The 14,729-nt window shown below is 41.0% G+C and carries 15 protein-coding genes; 8 read left to right on the forward strand and 7 right to left on the reverse strand.

Annotated elements, in window-relative coordinates; all coding sequences use genetic code 11:
• Window positions 1-251: 251 nt before the first annotated feature.
• The 4 genes from U2718_RS04195 to U2718_RS04210 form a co-directional block, all read right to left on the reverse strand.
• Window positions 252-596, reverse strand: a complete 345-nt coding sequence (locus U2718_RS04195) for a four-helix bundle copper-binding protein (protein ID WP_341995369.1) — start codon at window positions 594-596, stop codon at window positions 252-254.
• Window positions 597-665: 69 nt separating this feature from the next.
• Window positions 666-863 carry a rhodanese-like domain-containing protein gene (locus tag U2718_RS04200; RefSeq protein ID WP_411813224.1) on the reverse strand — a complete coding sequence of 66 codons (198 nt, stop codon included), beginning with the start codon at window positions 861-863 and terminating at the stop codon, window positions 666-668.
• The gene (locus U2718_RS04205; protein WP_341995374.1) at window positions 790-978 is read right to left on the reverse strand and encodes a rhodanese-like domain-containing protein; all 189 of its coding nucleotides are present in this window, start codon (window positions 976-978) and stop codon (window positions 790-792) included. Before U2718_RS04205 ends, U2718_RS04200 begins: the two co-directional genes overlap by 74 nt.
• Window positions 979-1,039: 61 nt before the next feature.
• Window positions 1,040-1,321 (reverse strand): hypothetical protein, encoded by a 282-nt coding sequence (locus U2718_RS04210; RefSeq protein WP_341995376.1) that lies wholly within the window; start codon window positions 1,319-1,321, stop codon window positions 1,040-1,042.
• A gap of 69 nt (window positions 1,322-1,390) precedes the next feature.
• On the opposite strand from U2718_RS04210, the gene U2718_RS04215 reads away from it, so the two are divergent.
• Window positions 1,391-2,515 (forward strand): site-2 protease family protein, encoded by a 1,125-nt coding sequence (locus tag U2718_RS04215; RefSeq protein ID WP_341995378.1) that lies wholly within the window; start codon window positions 1,391-1,393, stop codon window positions 2,513-2,515.
• 167 nt (window positions 2,516-2,682) lie between these two features.
• On the opposite strand, the gene U2718_RS04220 is transcribed toward U2718_RS04215, so the two are convergent.
• Window positions 2,683-3,162: a hypothetical protein gene (locus U2718_RS04220; protein ID WP_341995380.1), complete on the reverse strand. Its 480-nt coding sequence runs from the start codon at window positions 3,160-3,162 to the stop codon at window positions 2,683-2,685.
• A gap of 379 nt (window positions 3,163-3,541) precedes the next feature.
• Here U2718_RS04220 and U2718_RS04225 point away from each other — a divergent pair, with 379 nt between their 5' ends.
• From U2718_RS04225 to U2718_RS04245, 5 genes are all read left to right on the forward strand, one after another.
• Window positions 3,542-4,489, forward strand: coding sequence for a DUF5996 family protein (locus U2718_RS04225; protein WP_341995382.1), 948 nt, complete (start codon window positions 3,542-3,544; stop codon window positions 4,487-4,489).
• Window positions 4,490-4,927: 438 nt separating this feature from the next.
• Window positions 4,928-5,335, forward strand: coding sequence for a hypothetical protein (locus U2718_RS04230; protein ID WP_341995384.1), 408 nt, complete (start codon window positions 4,928-4,930; stop codon window positions 5,333-5,335).
• A gap of 353 nt (window positions 5,336-5,688) precedes the next feature.
• Window positions 5,689-5,886, forward strand: coding sequence for a hypothetical protein (locus tag U2718_RS04235; protein ID WP_341995386.1), 198 nt, complete (start codon window positions 5,689-5,691; stop codon window positions 5,884-5,886).
• 525 nt (window positions 5,887-6,411) lie between these two features.
• Complete coding sequence (locus tag U2718_RS04240) at window positions 6,412-7,308, forward strand: hypothetical protein (protein WP_341995388.1); 897 nt, start codon at window positions 6,412-6,414, stop codon at window positions 7,306-7,308.
• Between the two features lie 14 nt (window positions 7,309-7,322).
• Window positions 7,323-9,245, forward strand: a complete 1,923-nt coding sequence (locus U2718_RS04245) for an Hsp70 family protein (protein WP_341995389.1) — start codon at window positions 7,323-7,325, stop codon at window positions 9,243-9,245.
• 169 nt (window positions 9,246-9,414) lie between these two features.
• Here the strand turns inward: U2718_RS04245 and U2718_RS04250 are convergent, their stop codons facing one another.
• Together U2718_RS04250 and U2718_RS04255 are read right to left on the reverse strand one after the other, a co-directional pair.
• Window positions 9,415-9,633 carry a hypothetical protein gene (locus U2718_RS04250; RefSeq protein ID WP_341995391.1) on the reverse strand — a complete coding sequence of 73 codons (219 nt, stop codon included), beginning with the start codon at window positions 9,631-9,633 and terminating at the stop codon, window positions 9,415-9,417.
• Between the two features lie 395 nt (window positions 9,634-10,028).
• The gene (locus U2718_RS04255; RefSeq protein ID WP_341995393.1) at window positions 10,029-11,045 is read right to left on the reverse strand and encodes a sulfate/molybdate ABC transporter ATP-binding protein; all 1,017 of its coding nucleotides are present in this window, start codon (window positions 11,043-11,045) and stop codon (window positions 10,029-10,031) included.
• Window positions 11,046-11,350: 305 nt separating this feature from the next.
• Here U2718_RS04255 and chlP point away from each other — a divergent pair, with 305 nt between their 5' ends.
• Both chlP and U2718_RS04265 read left to right on the forward strand, forming a co-directional pair.
• Complete coding sequence (chlP, locus tag U2718_RS04260; protein WP_289791992.1) at window positions 11,351-12,571, forward strand: geranylgeranyl reductase; 1,221 nt, start codon at window positions 11,351-11,353, stop codon at window positions 12,569-12,571.
• Between the two features lie 106 nt (window positions 12,572-12,677).
• Entirely contained in the window at window positions 12,678-14,333 is a 1,656-nt protein-coding gene (locus U2718_RS04265) for a GH3 auxin-responsive promoter family protein (RefSeq protein ID WP_341995394.1), read from the forward strand.
• Window positions 14,334-14,729 lie beyond the last annotated feature (396 nt).

Genomic DNA, 14,729 nt, shown 5'->3' on the forward strand with positions numbered 1-14,729 from the left:
GGCTAAATATTTATGCGTAGGTACTTACAGCCATTTTCAGATGAATAGACCACATAATACTGTAGGGGCGGGTTTTGTTTCAATCTCTAGCTCAAACCGAAAGAATATCTGCTAAACCCGCCCGACAAAAAATTGTGGTTCAAATAAATGAAATTTGCTGTAATAGAAAATTTATAAGTATTCAGGTGTGAAAATCGAGAGGCTCAGATCCCCAACTTTTGAAAAAAGTCGGGAATCTTGTTGTTCACTAATCAAACTCTTGCTGTCCTGATACTAGCAATCTTCTGGTACTCCTCTGCTGCTTGTCGACAAACTCTAGCACATTTTTGGCAATGTTCTAAGTTATACTTTTGGCATTCCTTCGCACAGGCTTCACAGATGTTAGCACAAGCTCGTGCAAGGTGAGAAATGAAGTACGAACCACGAACCATGTAAGTCGCAAGGGTTTGGCAAACTTCGGCACAATCTAGACACATTTGAGCGCATTTAACCATGTCTGGATGTCCCATGCAGGCTTTAGCGCAGTGTTCGCATTCTACTGCACAATGCATGGCAGTATCAAAGCTAGATTGGTATTCTTGCTGAATTAAAAGCATTGAACTTCTCCTGATATTATGGTTGCAATAGTAGATGACTCTAAATAGCTAACAACTAACTTGCTACTGCTAGCCCCGCAACCTTCCAAGCATTCCACGAGCCAGGAATGTTAATAATTTTAAGAGACTAGCAGCGATTGAGGCACGGTAGCCACTGCCACAGTAAGTTGCGATCGCCTGATTTTTATCTAACTCATCCAGATGTTCTTCGAGATGCGGTACGTAGATGTGTAGCTCCAGGTACTTTGCCCTGTTGAAATTCATCATCGCTGCGCACATCCAGCACTGTTAAATTCGGATCTTCTTTATGTTCGTTTAATTCATAAACTGTCCACTTACCCAGATGCTGTAGTGGCAAGCCTGCATTTTGCCAACTTGTCACTTCTTTTCTTCTCCATGCTTAAAAGCAGGGGCTTGTATCCTTTTCTTCGGGGCTAATCGCTTTACACCCCTACAACGCCACATGCTTTATGCCGGGAAACCCGTCCACCGCAGTGGCTCCCCTGCACCCCTACACCCGCCCCGAAGGGGTTGGTCATGCCATCGTCTAAGTAGCCGCCTAAGTGATCGCAGCCAAGCCTGAATAGCTGTTCTGTTACTAGTTTAACGTCGCGATCGCTCTCGCAGAGATTAGCAGAAGTAACATGATTTGCTGCTAAATTCGCATAACCACACCTAAACGGACGGACTCCACTACCGCCATAAAGATTAAAATTGCTTAACATTTCGTTACGATAGAAACATCAAGAGGTACAAAAACAAACCTCTGATGGCTGAAATCAAAGGTAAACACCATGAATGGCACAATTCGCGTTGGCAACCTCTTTGGGATTCCCTTTTATATTCATCCGTCCTGGTTTTTAGTCTTGGGTTTAGTAACTTGGAGCTATAGTAGCGGACTAGGAGCGCAATTTCCTCAACTAGGTGGGGGATTAGCTTTGTTACTAGGATTGATGACGGCGTTACTTTTATTTAGCTCTGTTGTCGCCCATGAATTAGGACATAGCTTTGTTGCCATTCGCCAAGGAATCGATGTCAAATCAATTACACTATTTATATTTGGCGGATTGGCAAGCTTAGAGAAAGAATCAAAAACTCCAGCTGAAGCTTTTTGGGTAGCGATCGCCGGGCCTTTAGTTAGCTTACTGCTGTTCGGTCTCTTTACAGCCATTGGTTTTGCTACTGCTGCATCTGGCCCTTTGGCAGCAATTATTGGTGTAGTAGCTTTTGTTAACTTAGCATTAGCGCTATTTAACCTGATTCCTGGCTTGCCATTAGACGGCGGAAATATACTGAAAGCTTTAGTATGGAAAATAACGGGTAATCCTTACAAGGGTGTAGCTTTCGCCAGCCGAGTCGGACAAATCTTTGGTTGGGTTGCGATCGCTTCTGGTTTATTGCCACTACTGTTATTTGGCAGCTTTGCTAACTTCTGGAATTTATTAATCGGCTTCTTCTTACTGCAAAATGCCGGTAATGCAGCTCAATTTGCAAGAGTACAGGAACAACTCACAGGTTTAACAGCAGCCGATGCTGTAACTCTAGATAGCCCTGTTGTATCTACTCATCTTACCTTGAGAGAGTTTGCTGACGAGCAGGTTTTGAATGGGCAGAACTGGCGGCGATTCTTAGTGACAGATGAAAACGGTCAACTATTGGGAGCGATAACTGTTGATAATCTGCGTTCTATCCCGACTGCACTATGGACAGAAACTCAAGTTAGAGAGGTAATGCAACCAATTACAGACTCTAGTACTGTACAATCCGATCAACCTTTATTGGAAGTAATGCAGCGGCTCGAACAACAAAAATTATCTGCACTTGCCGTAATTCGTGATAATGGAGTGCTAGTTGGAATTTTAGAGAAAGCTGCAATTATCAACTTACTCCAGAAAAGAGTACAAACAAACCCTGCATAGTGTGGTTGAATTCCAAAATTAGATAATAATTGTCATTCTGATTAACAAGAGTTGGGTAACCATGAGACTGCAACACCTACTAGGTTACTCAACTCTTTTTGTTGGGTATTTTGAAGAACAGAACATCACAAATCCAAGGCGATCGCAATATTTCCAGATTGTTCTTGTTAATATGCGATCGGAACTTGCATTTCTGGCGCACTTTCCTGCTCTAAGTAAGCTTTTACTTGTTGGCGTTGTTGTGGGTTTAGCGCAGTTGCAATTTCTTGATTTGTTTTGCGAATAATACTAGCAACCTGCTCTTTTTGCCCATCATTGATATTTGCATCCATGAGTGCTATGTCTAGTCTTGTCCCAGAACTGAGATCTTGTTCAAGTCTAGTTCTTTGCGCTGGAGTAAGAACCAGTTGGATTTGGCGGCTTCTGCGAGATAGTATTTCCCAAATTTGTTGCTTTTGTTGATCGGAAAGATTTAACTGCTTCAGAATTGATGTAGAGTTACTTGGCGTACCAGAAAACTCTGTATTAGTTGGCTCAGAGGTGCTATTGGGAGTTTCGGGTTCTGCCAATACCATACTATGAAGTAGTGTTGTCAGGGCTATTACACCGATAAAGATTGAAGTACGTTTAATAGTGTTAAATTTCATATTCAGAAACTCACAAGTTGTAGAGTTTGCTTTAACTGGAGTTATAGATATCAACTAAACAGTCAGTATCTGCGCGAGCAACTAATAAGCAATTTTGCAGATTGAAAACTAATAGCCTTCAAATAGTAAAGTTGAAACATAACAAACTAGTAGCCTAAAAATAAGAAATTAATAAAGAAAGACTGAATAGATCGCAACCAACCCAGAACTTTCTGCGAGAAAGCAGTTATAGAATTTGTGTCAGAAGATAAAATTTACGAAAACTTACAGCGGTTTCGTGTACTCTGTATACAGAATAGGCAACATTTTTGTTTACTCCTATAGTCTTAGTTTATACATAGATGCTGAGTTCTTAATGTCCTCGCATGGAGGTTTTTTTATGGCAGAGACTGTTCGTGGAACATTAACCGATGTCATCTGGCCTACCTTGCCCTTGAGAGAATGGCAAGATACGTATGAAACGTTACATATGTGGACTCAGATCGTTGGTAAAATTCGGTTGGCTTTATCTCCCAAACTCAACCACTGGTGGCAATCTACTTTGTATGTCACACCACGTGGACTAACAACCTCTTCAATTCCTTACGGAACACGCACCTTTGAGATTAGCTTTGATTTTATCGCTCACCACTTACAAATCGATATTAGTGATGGCACCACCAAAAGAATTGCTCTTGTTCCTCGCTCTGTAGCTGACTTTTATCAAGAGATTATGGACACACTAACAGCGAGTGGCATCGAAGTGAAAATTTGGACGATGCCCCAAGAAGTTGGCGAGCCAATTCCTTTTGAGCGCGATCGCAAACATACAGCTTACGATCCGGAATACGCCCAACGCGTTTGGCGCATTCTTATGCAGGCAGATCGGATCATGAAAGAATTTCGCTCTCGTTTTATTGGTAAATGCAGCCCAGTTCACTTTTTCTGGGGCAGCTTCGACTTAGCTGTAACTCGTTTTTCTGGGTGTCGTGCTCCAGATCATCCAGGTGGAATTCCTAATATGGCAGATTGGGTAACGCGAGAAGCCTATTCTCACGAAGTCAGCAGCTGCGGTTTTTGGCCAGGTGCCGGAGCAGTCACAGAACCTATTTTTTACTCCTACGCCTACCCTGAGCCAGAAGGATTCAAGGATTACCCCATCCAGCCCAAGGAAGCGTTTTACAGTTCCGAGATGCGAGAGTTTGTCTTACCATATGAGGTAGTAAGGCAGGCTGAAGATCCAGATGCAGTACTTCTTAGTTTCTTGCAAAGCACCTACGATGCAGCGGCAAATTTAGGAAATTGGGATCGAGGAGCTTCGGAACGCACGCAACTGTTGTCAGCGTAAAGAACCTAACCCAGAGATAACCGAGCAAAGATGAAGAATGAAAGATTGTATTAATTCATACTTCATACTTTGGCTATCTGCTGGACTTTTCTTTAGAAACTATCTTTAATTTATTCTAGTAAATTACGCTTGCCGAAAGAATACCTCTGATCAAGGTTAATGGTAGGTAAAATTGTTATTTTTATTGTCATTTAATTTTCCAATTAAATTGAAATAAATTTCAAAAATAAAGATACAATAAGAACTTAATAAGAAAATAATAAGAAATAAGTAAAAATAAAACTATAATAAATAAAAAATCAGAAATACTTAAGAGAAAAGATAAGAAATAAAGCCTTAATCTATCTAAAGGAATATTTGCAGAATTGGCGAATGCAAATAATCTGTTACTAACAGTTTTTTGACTGTAAGTATTAATTACTTCTGGTGTTAAAGATCATGATGATTGCATCTACCAACTACCAGTTTTTTTGTGTAGATTTTTGGCTTCCTAGTGATTATCGATCAGAGAAGAACGGCGAGACTTTTATATTTGCTTATGATGAGAGCTTAGATTTAAGTATTGCAGAGTTTTCTCTCAGTAATTATTGTTTTGCCGAAAATGAAAATCAGGCATGGAGTCAATACAGAAATCTTTTAAAAACTTTGGCTTTTCCATTAGAATTTTATGGAGAAGCTGTGAATTTTTTACGCCTTAACAGTGCCATTATACTATTAGATGAAATATCTAATAGATATGCTTGGGAACTTTCCTGTTGGCTGCGAAATTACATTTGCCCTTCGTGGGAAAGCCAAGGAAAAATAAATATACCTCGTGTCACTGATTCTTATACTCTCTTTCAATAGAAAAGTTATGTAAGTATCTGCACACAAAAAATTCCGAAGATTAATGCCATTCAGAAGTTATGTGTATGATAGGCATTTACAGCTTTTGATGAAGACTACAAAGATTTTTAGATTGAGCAAGAATTCGCACACTATCACCAAAATAAAAATCTCAATCTTTCTTTGATTAAAATTAAATTAGCAAGCGATTTAGTCAGTCTCAAAAAATAATTTTTGCCATTTCTAATACTCAAGCTTCAATTTCCAACAACAAATAAAAACTGCAAAGTAACAAACTTTGCAAATTCTGCGTGTCTATTTGTTGTCAAACGGAACATGGATGATGTCTTTAAGCAGTAGGAAAACAAAATAATATGAATAGCAACAAGCATCTATACACTCAAATTCAATCCCACGATGACCTATGTTTGCAATATATCCGCAATCATGGTGGCAGTGCTCAATTGTGTGATATCAAATTTAGTAACGATATCGTTCAAAGATTAATAAGTCGAAAGCTTGTTAAAGTTACAAATACAGGCAAAGGCTTTTACCTACAATTAGAAGATTGATAGCAATTAAGAAACCTTGCACAATAATTGTGCTGTCGTTAGAATAAACCCTTAATCAAAGCGATCGCTTTGATTATTCAATCACAATTTGGCTCGATGTTGGATATCGTAATTACGGTTTCGTGTGTCGAAACATCGATATCCATACATTAGCCAAATTTTTGTTTTTGTAACTTTGTGCGCGATCGCTAAATCTGAAATTGAATTGCCCATAGCCCCCCGATGTCTCTAAAGAAGTCGGGGGGAACTGAATACCTGCGACTCAAGGATAGAGAATTACCATACCATCAGCCGATTTGGAATTGATGGCTCTATATGTATGCTTGGATTGGCTAGATATTACCGCTCTTGAAAATAGGCAAGAGTAAATGTAGCACTCATGTTATGGGTTATGAAAATTTTGTGCTCGCTAGACAGCCAACAGGCACTTAATTATTAGCCACTAGCTGTTAGCCAGGAAATGTCTAGTTAGGATTGCTATGGCTATCTTAAATTATATGGGTTCAAATCTTTTTGCTCAAAGTAATGAAAACACTGTTCACACTATTTAGCGAAGAACGCAACCAACTTCAGACAGACATTGACAAGGCAACCAGTATTGAAGAAGTAGTTAAGCTAGTTCATAACCAACTTGATCGCCTAGAAAGAATCTATGTTAGCGAGCTAAACATAGCTCAAGTACGTCTAGCTTCCTTTTTCCTGGATACACTGCGCCAGTCTATTGCCACTCTTGCTGCGGCTACCCAAACTCAAGTTACTCAGCAACAGCACATTATTCAGGAAACAACAACGTTTGCTCCCAACAAGTTAATCTTAAAATTACTTAAGGCACTAATCTATATAGGTATTCTCGGTTGGTTGTTCCATTTAACCGAAACTACCCCAGGCGCGTGGATGGCTATTTTGCTAGCTTCTGTACTTTTAGGGCTAGAAATTGTTCTTCAACTCGACAAAAATAACCAAGAAAATAACTTGCCCCAGCGATTGGAATTACCCCAATCGATTCTACGGGTAGATAGCAGAGTTCTTTTGGATCACCTTGCCGATGCTCTGCACACGATTGACCTAGCAGTTGCTAGAGTTGAAGAAGGAAACCAACCTTTTGCTGATCGTGGCATAGAAGAATTACCAGAGCTATTAAATTTTTTACAAAGGTTAATTGGCGCATCGTTTCTCGCCCAACCCCAAATGGTGTTAGAGCTAGCCAAACTTTTGCCACAGATTTTAATAGAGCAAGGAATTCGCACTCAAATTTATCAACCAAACGAGCCTGATCGCGATCGCGAGAATTTTGACTTTGAGCCAAGCATCGATCCCGCCACCAAAGATTACGTGACTATAACTCCTGCTTTGGTGAAAGGCGATCGCTTGCTCCGGCGCGGGCGGGTAATAGAGCCAGCATACTCCCAGGCTAAAGAATAATAGACAATAAAAGTATGAAAATTTTTGAGACAATCGGTTTTGATTTGGGGCATGGTGAAACAGCTGTCGCCAGAGCAATAGTAGAAAGCATTGAACCTCCCCAAATGCTGGAAGTGAATAACAAAAAAAACCAAGTTACAGCTCTTGGTTGGCATCCCCAGCTCGGTTATCTTGTCGGAGAGCAAGCCTTAATTCAAGCTGGTGTTACCCGACTGCAAATTTCTTTCAAGCACAAACCAAACAACGATCCAAATTATCGAGAAACAATTAGCACCTTTATTGCCACCTACTACCACAAATTGAAAGAAAGTAAGCAAATTGAAGGTGGAGAAAGTAGCTACTTTTATGTTGGCTGCCCTTCTGGGTGGACAATAAGTGAAAGGGAAGAATACCAAAAGCTACTTCAAGCAGCGGGCATTCCTCTTTTGACTGTTATACCCGAATCACGAGCTGCTTTCATGCAAGCAAAGGAAGCCGGCAAACTAGAGTATGAAAAACTCAGATCATCGGTGCTAATGATTGATATTGGCTCTTCGACCACAGATTTTACTCTAGTTAAAAGCTTGCAGGAAATTCCCATAGATTTTGGAAGTAACAATTTAGGAGCATCCCTAATCGACAAAGCCATTTTTGAGCGCACTCTTGCTCAACACGAGCGATCGCAATTACTCGAAAAAATATTCACAGAATATCCCCATCACCAAGCTCGTTGTGAACTTGCCTGCCGCAAAGCCAAAGAAGATTACTTTTCTAACGAACAGGTATACAGTGATCCTCAAACCTTTGCTCGTGGCTTCGAGTCTATCAACGAACAAATTTACTTTATCCCCCAAGTTAATAAATTAATGATGGAGGAAATCTTGAACCAACCCTTGCCCCAACTAGAGCAAAAAAGTTGGATTCAATCGTTTCGCGAAGCTGTCAATGAGGCAAAACAACAGCTAGACAAAGAAGATATCGTACCGAAACTCGTACTGATGACTGGCGGTGCATCTCGAATGCAGTTTACCCGCCAAATCTGTCAAGAAATTTTCAGCGATCCCCAAACGCTGCTTCGCCCAGATCCAGAACCAGAACGATGTATTGCATTAGGTTTGGCGCGAGTGGGGCGATGGGATTTGCGTGCCACTGCCTTTAAACAAGAAGTTAACACCCTCTTTGACTCGAATAAACTTCAACAGATGATTGAAAGACATATCCCGGAGTTAATTACATCTTTAACTAAGCCGCTAGCGGATAGCTTACTTGAAAATGCAATTAAACCAAGTTTAAAAGATTGGCAAAAAAACCAAATCCGGACTTTAGCCGAATTGGAAACATCAATGAAGCATCGAGCAGAGCAATGGTTTAAGAGCGCACATGCTCAACAAATCATTAACAATCAATGCATCAGTTGGTTTAACAGCAAAATCCAACCCAACTTAGCCGCCCAAACCGATCCTATTTGTCGAAAATTTCACATCCCTAGAAGCAGTTTAAGATTTGAAGATAGCATTAACCCAGATTTTGTTAACCCAGAGTTGCGAATCGGAGACGCAATTCTTGCCGACACAGTGGCGTTTATCGTCAATGTAGTTATTGGCGGAGGCACTCTTGCTAGTATCATTACTTTGATATTAACAGGACATTTAACCTGGCCGATCGCACTAGTTTATGGGGCTTCAGTGATGGCGGCAGGGATGGAACTCAATCGCAAAGGTGTACAAGAGGCAATCAAGACAAATGTAGATATCCCCAGTTGGATGCGTTCTAGTTTTTTAAGCGATAAAAAAATTGAGGATATCTGCGAGCAAATTCAGCCTGAGTTAGAAAAGGTATTACAAGAACAACTAATAGCAAATCAACAAGCTTTTGACAAACTAACAGAGAAAGTTTGGCAAGGGCTACAAAAAGCTCTTACCACTAAGGTGCAAGAAGCAATTATTTTAATTCAATAGGGTTTCCTCGAAGATGTTGCAAGACAGCCATTCACGAGAAAATCTTACAACCAAGCATAAAAGGGGAGCAGGGGGGCAGGGGGCAGAGGGAGAAATACTCCTCGAAATTGCAACTTAGTATCAAAAGATTGCGACAATTACTTACTACCAATGAAATAGCTAAAAGTGATTAAGGAACTAAAAAATCTGCGACACTAAGTAAACCTTGTGTCACGAGAGGATTTAAAGTTTGCCACGGAATTTGAGTCGAGGAATTTAGTGGTTGGAAAGGAAAAGAAGTAGAAACTGCAATGTCTTGACCTCCTATAATAATCTCAGTCTCTTCTTCTGTTAATTCTGTAATTGCCAATCCACTTACTAAGTTATGAATTGATACTTGTGTGACCATTATAAAATTTCCTGAATCAAAAACTGGTTATAACTAATTAGTTAGGAAAGAATCTCATAAGAGATTATTTATAAAGTAAACCTTAAATTGTAGGGTGCGTTACGCGCTGCCTTAACACATCCTACTTAGTATTAATACGATTTCCCTAAATTTTAGCTACAGATTAAAAAAGGTTTGTAATTGCGCTTAAGCGCTACTACAAACTATGTGTAGCCTTAATTTTAGAGAATTGGTATTACTTTATAAATAGCCTCTAAAACTTAGCATTCCAAAAAAAAATAATCTTGTAAACTCATATGCAATTTAGATGCAACTCAACCCAGCATCATTGCTATACTTCAATTGCAAAGATACAAATGCCTTGACAAGAGAGGATGAATATAGTCTAGGGTTATCTATATTGAATAATACAACGGGAAAGACCTAGCATCCTTTGGCTTCACATATACCTTCTGTTGTGGCTCTAGCTGTAACTCATCAAACCGTTCCCGTGTTAAATGCGCCGTTACTACCTGTCCATCATCTAAAGTCAATTCTGCCTGAATTTCCCAACCGAGATGTATCAATCGACTCACTCTTGCTGCTACGGTGGTGCCGTTGGGAGTTGTTTCTATCAGGACATCTTGGGGACGCAGGAATATTTCAGGATGTGCTGAATCGAACCCGTTACCCTGGAAGATTCGCGAACTACTTGGCAGCACATTTACAGGCCCGATGAAACTCATGACAAAGGCTGTGGCGGGATGATCGTAAACATCTGCTGGTGTTCCTATCTGTTCTACGCGTCCTTTATTCATTACCACAATTTCGTCTGATACTTCCATTGCTTCTTCTTGATCATGGGTGACGAAAACTGTGGTGACGTGTACTTCATCATGCAAGCGCCGCAACCAAGCACGTAAGTCTTTACGGACTTTAGCATCAAGTGCGCCAAACGGTTCATCCAGCAATAATACCTCTGGTTCTGGTGCCAGCGCCCTTGCTAAGGCTACTCTTTGCCGTTGCCCACCAGAAAGTTGTGAAGGATAGCGATCGCCTAGTCCTCCAAGTTGCACTAATTCTAATAATTCTTCTACCCGCCTTTTTGCTTTAGCTTTCGCAACCTTACGAATTTCCAACCCAAAAGCAATGTTTTGCCGTACTGTCATATGCTTGAATAGGGCATAATGCTGAAATACAAAGCCAATATTTCTTTCTTGCACGCTTTGATAGGTAGCATCTTTGCCCGTAAGCACAATTCTGCCGCTATCTGGCACTTCCAAACCAGAAATTAGCCGCAACAAGCTAGACTTTCCTGAACCTGATGGCCCCAATAAAGCAACCAGGGAGCCACTTTTGATTTCCAGACTTACCCGATCAACCGCTTTAAAACTGCCAAAATGTTTGGATACGTTTTCAACTACTATGCCCACTGCTATTAACCTCTGCAACTTATCTACGGTTGTTTGATGGGGTTAGAGTATTTTATTTATACCATAGATGGTTGCTACTAAGTTGCAAGTTGTGAAAATTTAGTATCACGAGCGGCGATCGCCACGATTTGCTTTGGAGTTTGAACAAAGCAGCAAATTTCATCATACCCAATTCCAATTTAAGCAATCGTAGCGAAATATTAAGGAATATTGCATTTCCGTGCGATCCTGAAGATAGAGCGAGAAATGAGCCAAAACTCCGTGATACGATTCTTTCGGTAAATGTCAAGATTGGGAGTAGACCTTTGACACTACGGGTTGCTGTTGTTGGGTCAGGCCCAGCTGGCTCATCTGCCGCAGAAACACTGGCAAAAGCTGGGATCGAGACTTACCTGTTTGAGCGCAAACTAGATAATGCCAAGCCCTGTGGCGGTGCGATTCCCCTGTGCATGGTAAGTGAATTTGACCTGCCCAAGGATATCATTGACCGTCAGGTGCGGAAGATGAAAATGATCTCACCCTCCAATCGTGAGGTTGATATCAATTTAGAAAAAGAAGAAGAATATATAGGAATGTGCCGCCGTGAGGTGCTGGATGGTTACCTGCGCAATCGAGCGGCAAAATTAGGCGCACATTTAATTAATGCCACTGTTCATAAACTCGATATACCTACTAACAATACTGACCCTTACACCATTCATTATGTAGACCATACAGAAGGTGGTGCTCAAGGCATTGCCAAAACTCTGAAGGTCGATTTAATTATCGGTGCAGATGGGGCGAACTCCCGTGTTGCCAAAGAAATGGATGCTGGGGATTACAATTATGCGATCGCTTTCCAAGAGCGGATTCGCTTACCCCAAGACAAAATGGCATATTACAATCAGTTAGCAGAAATGTACGTTGGCGACGACGTTTCTACTGACTTTTATGCTTGGGTTTTCCCCAAATACGACCACGTAGCCGTCGGAACTGGTACGATGCACGTGAATAAAGCCAGTATTAAGCAACTGCAAGCTGGTATCCGCGCCCGTGCTGTAGAAAAACTTGCTGGCGGTCAAATTATCAAAGTCGAAGCACACCCTATTCCCGAACATCCTCGCCCCCGCCGCGTTGTTGGACGCATTGCCTTGGTAGGAGATGCTGCTGGCTACGTCACCAAATCCTCTGGCGAAGGCATTTACTTTGCTGCTAAATCTGGGCGGATGTGTGCCGACACCATTGTGGAAGTATCTAACGGTGGTGCTCGCATTCCCACAGAAAATGAACTCAAGCTCTACCTGAAGCGCTGGGATAAAAAATACGGACTCACCTATAAAGTGCTAGATCTCCTGCAAACCGTATTTTATCGTTCTGATGCTACCCGCGAAGCATTTGTGGAAATGTGTGCAGACCTTGACGTACAGCGGCTAACATTTGATAGCTATCTGTATAAAACGGTTGTGCCAGCGAATCCCATCACCCAGTTAAAAATTACTGCCAAGACAATTGGTAGTCTTTTGCGCGGTAACGCTTTGGCTCCCTAATTAGGGTATACAAAGACTAGGATATTGAATATACAAGACGCACTTGCATCGGGGATATTTTCCGCTTGAGGTGCGTCTACTTTTTTTGTATCACTTACTCTGGATTATGCGCCGAGTTATACAAGTTTTTAGTAAAATTATTGCTCCTGCTGCCAAGCGATTTGATTATGCTTTGGAATATCCCCAAATAGCACAGCGAAAGTTACAGGAGGAAATTTTTCAACGTCTTCATCACAGTGAATATGGTAAATCATTAGGCATCAATACTATTGCTGATTGGTCTCAAATTCCTATACTGAAATACCAGGATATTGAAACTTGGATTTTAAAACAGCAAGCAACAAAAAAGTCTCTTCTCACAAACGAACCGATTCTTTTCTATGAAAAGACTTCTGGAAGTCGTGGTGCTGCTAAAGTCATTCCTTATACAAAGTCTCTGCGTCGTTCTTTTAATCAGATGTTTTGTGTTTGGGCATATGATTTGATTGTACATGGCCCCAAACTTTCCACTGGAAAGATATATTTCTGTATTTCGCCGCAGTTGGGAGACAAAGGCGACGCAGAGATAGTAAGACGCGGTGACGCTTCTAAAGACGCGGAGAGTTTCAGACACGGCGACGCAGAGAAATTGTCAAACACATTCCCCGTATCCCCGCGTCTCCGTGTCCCTATGTCCCCTTCGCCCGTGTTCTCTTCCGGGCTAGAGGATGATTCTCAATATTTAGATACTTGGTTAAGGTGGTTTGTTAGCCCGTTTCTGGTTGCCCCTGCACGACTCAACCGCTTGCGCAATGCTCAAGAGTTTAGACACGAGCTTGCCAAAGCGTTATTGATGGCACGAAAGCTGGAAATTATTTCTATTTGGAGTCCTACTTTTTTGCGGATAATCCTTGATTATATTCAAACTCACCGCAAAGAATTGGCTTTAGAATTGGGCGATCGCATTTCACGAGAATGCCGTCAAATCTTGCTAGAACCTTCTTCTTTAATTCCCTGGACACAAATTTGGCCGGAACTTAAGTTGATTTCTTGTTGGGATAGTGCTAACGCTGCCGATGGAGCAGGTTTTTTGCGAGCTTTGTTTCCTAATGTCTTAGTGCAGGGAAAAGGACTATTAGCAACAGAAGCACCAATGACTATTCCTTTGATTGGCGCACAAGGATGTGTACCTGTTCTAGATCAAGTTTTTTTTGAGTTTGAAGATGTAGAAGGAAAAATTTACCATCTTCACGAATTAGAAAAGGGAAAAGTTTACGAGATTATTATTTCTCAGAAGGGAGGATTGTATCGTTACCGCATTGGCGATCGCGTTCGCGTTACTCATTTTTATCTACAGACACCCTGCTTAGAATTTCTCGGACGTACTCAGGAAATCAGCGACTTAGTGGGTGAAAAGCTGCATTCTGAATTTGTCCGCGATGCTCTAAATAGTCTGCCATTACAGGAAACATTATTTAAAAGCCTTGTACCCGCCAAGCAACCCAAAGAACACTATATTCTATTACTTGATCGAACTACACTGCATCCTCAAGAAATCGCTACGCAATTAGACGCTGCACTGCAACAATCTCCTCATTACCACCATGCTAGGCTTTTGGGACAACTTACGAGCGTGCGTGTAATAGTACATTCACGCATTCATGAGATTATTAGTTTACATCAAGCCTGTTCTGGCAAAAAGTGGGGAGACTTAAAACACGAGATTCTCTCTAACACGCCTATTGATGAAGAATTAATTGTCGAGTTGGAGAAATCAATTTAATTGGAAGACGCACAGAATCAAGGTGGAATAATCTATGCAGGAGATAAATCCTTGGGTTACTATCCTGGTATTCGTAATGTCTGTGATCGCAACTGCGATCGGTGTGTACAATTTTGAATTATTTTTAAACTTTATCTGTTTGATTGATACTTTGCCTAATGTCAGCAAACATTGCAAGTAATCTTAAATCATATGTGTGTATTACTAAAATTCATAAAAGTTTACGGAGTTCTAACCCCTGGGATTGCTGAACACGGGATTAAGTGGTATGAGTCTACTCGTGTTAGTGACTGTGAGCGTGAGCATTTACCAGTTCTGCACTAACTATTGATGGCTAATAGAGCAGTGAGCGCGAAAATAATTAATCGACTCAACAATAAGTGCACTAATTGTAGG

It is taken from the genome of Chlorogloeopsis sp. ULAP02 (genome assembly GCF_038404745.2).
Lineage (GTDB): Bacteria > Cyanobacteriota > Cyanobacteriia > Cyanobacteriales > Nostocaceae > Chlorogloeopsis.

Excerpts from the sequence above, each read along its gene's own strand:
- U2718_RS04200 (WP_411813224.1), bottom strand. The coding sequence starts at position 863 with ATGATGAATTTCAACAGGGCAAAGTACCTGGAGCTACACATCTACGTA.
- U2718_RS04265 (WP_341995394.1), top strand. The coding sequence starts at position 12,678 with ATGCGCCGAGTTATACAAGTTTTTAGTAAAATTATTGCTCCTGCTGCC.
- U2718_RS04250 (WP_341995391.1), bottom strand. The coding sequence starts at position 9,633 with ATGGTCACACAAGTATCAATTCATAACTTAGTAAGTGGATTGGCAATT.
- U2718_RS04235 (WP_341995386.1), top strand. The coding sequence starts at position 5,689 with ATGAATAGCAACAAGCATCTATACACTCAAATTCAATCCCACGATGAC.
- U2718_RS04245 (WP_341995389.1), top strand. The coding sequence starts at position 7,323 with ATGAAAATTTTTGAGACAATCGGTTTTGATTTGGGGCATGGTGAAACA.
- U2718_RS04230 (WP_341995384.1), top strand. The coding sequence starts at position 4,928 with ATGATGATTGCATCTACCAACTACCAGTTTTTTTGTGTAGATTTTTGG.
- U2718_RS04195 (WP_341995369.1), bottom strand. The coding sequence starts at position 596 with ATGCTTTTAATTCAGCAAGAATACCAATCTAGCTTTGATACTGCCATG.
- U2718_RS04220 (WP_341995380.1), bottom strand. The coding sequence starts at position 3,162 with ATGAAATTTAACACTATTAAACGTACTTCAATCTTTATCGGTGTAATA.
- U2718_RS04210 (WP_341995376.1), bottom strand. The coding sequence starts at position 1,321 with ATGTTAAGCAATTTTAATCTTTATGGCGGTAGTGGAGTCCGTCCGTTT.
- U2718_RS04215 (WP_341995378.1), top strand. The coding sequence starts at position 1,391 with ATGAATGGCACAATTCGCGTTGGCAACCTCTTTGGGATTCCCTTTTAT.
- U2718_RS04225 (WP_341995382.1), top strand. The coding sequence starts at position 3,542 with ATGGCAGAGACTGTTCGTGGAACATTAACCGATGTCATCTGGCCTACC.
- U2718_RS04240 (WP_341995388.1), top strand. The coding sequence starts at position 6,412 with ATGAAAACACTGTTCACACTATTTAGCGAAGAACGCAACCAACTTCAG.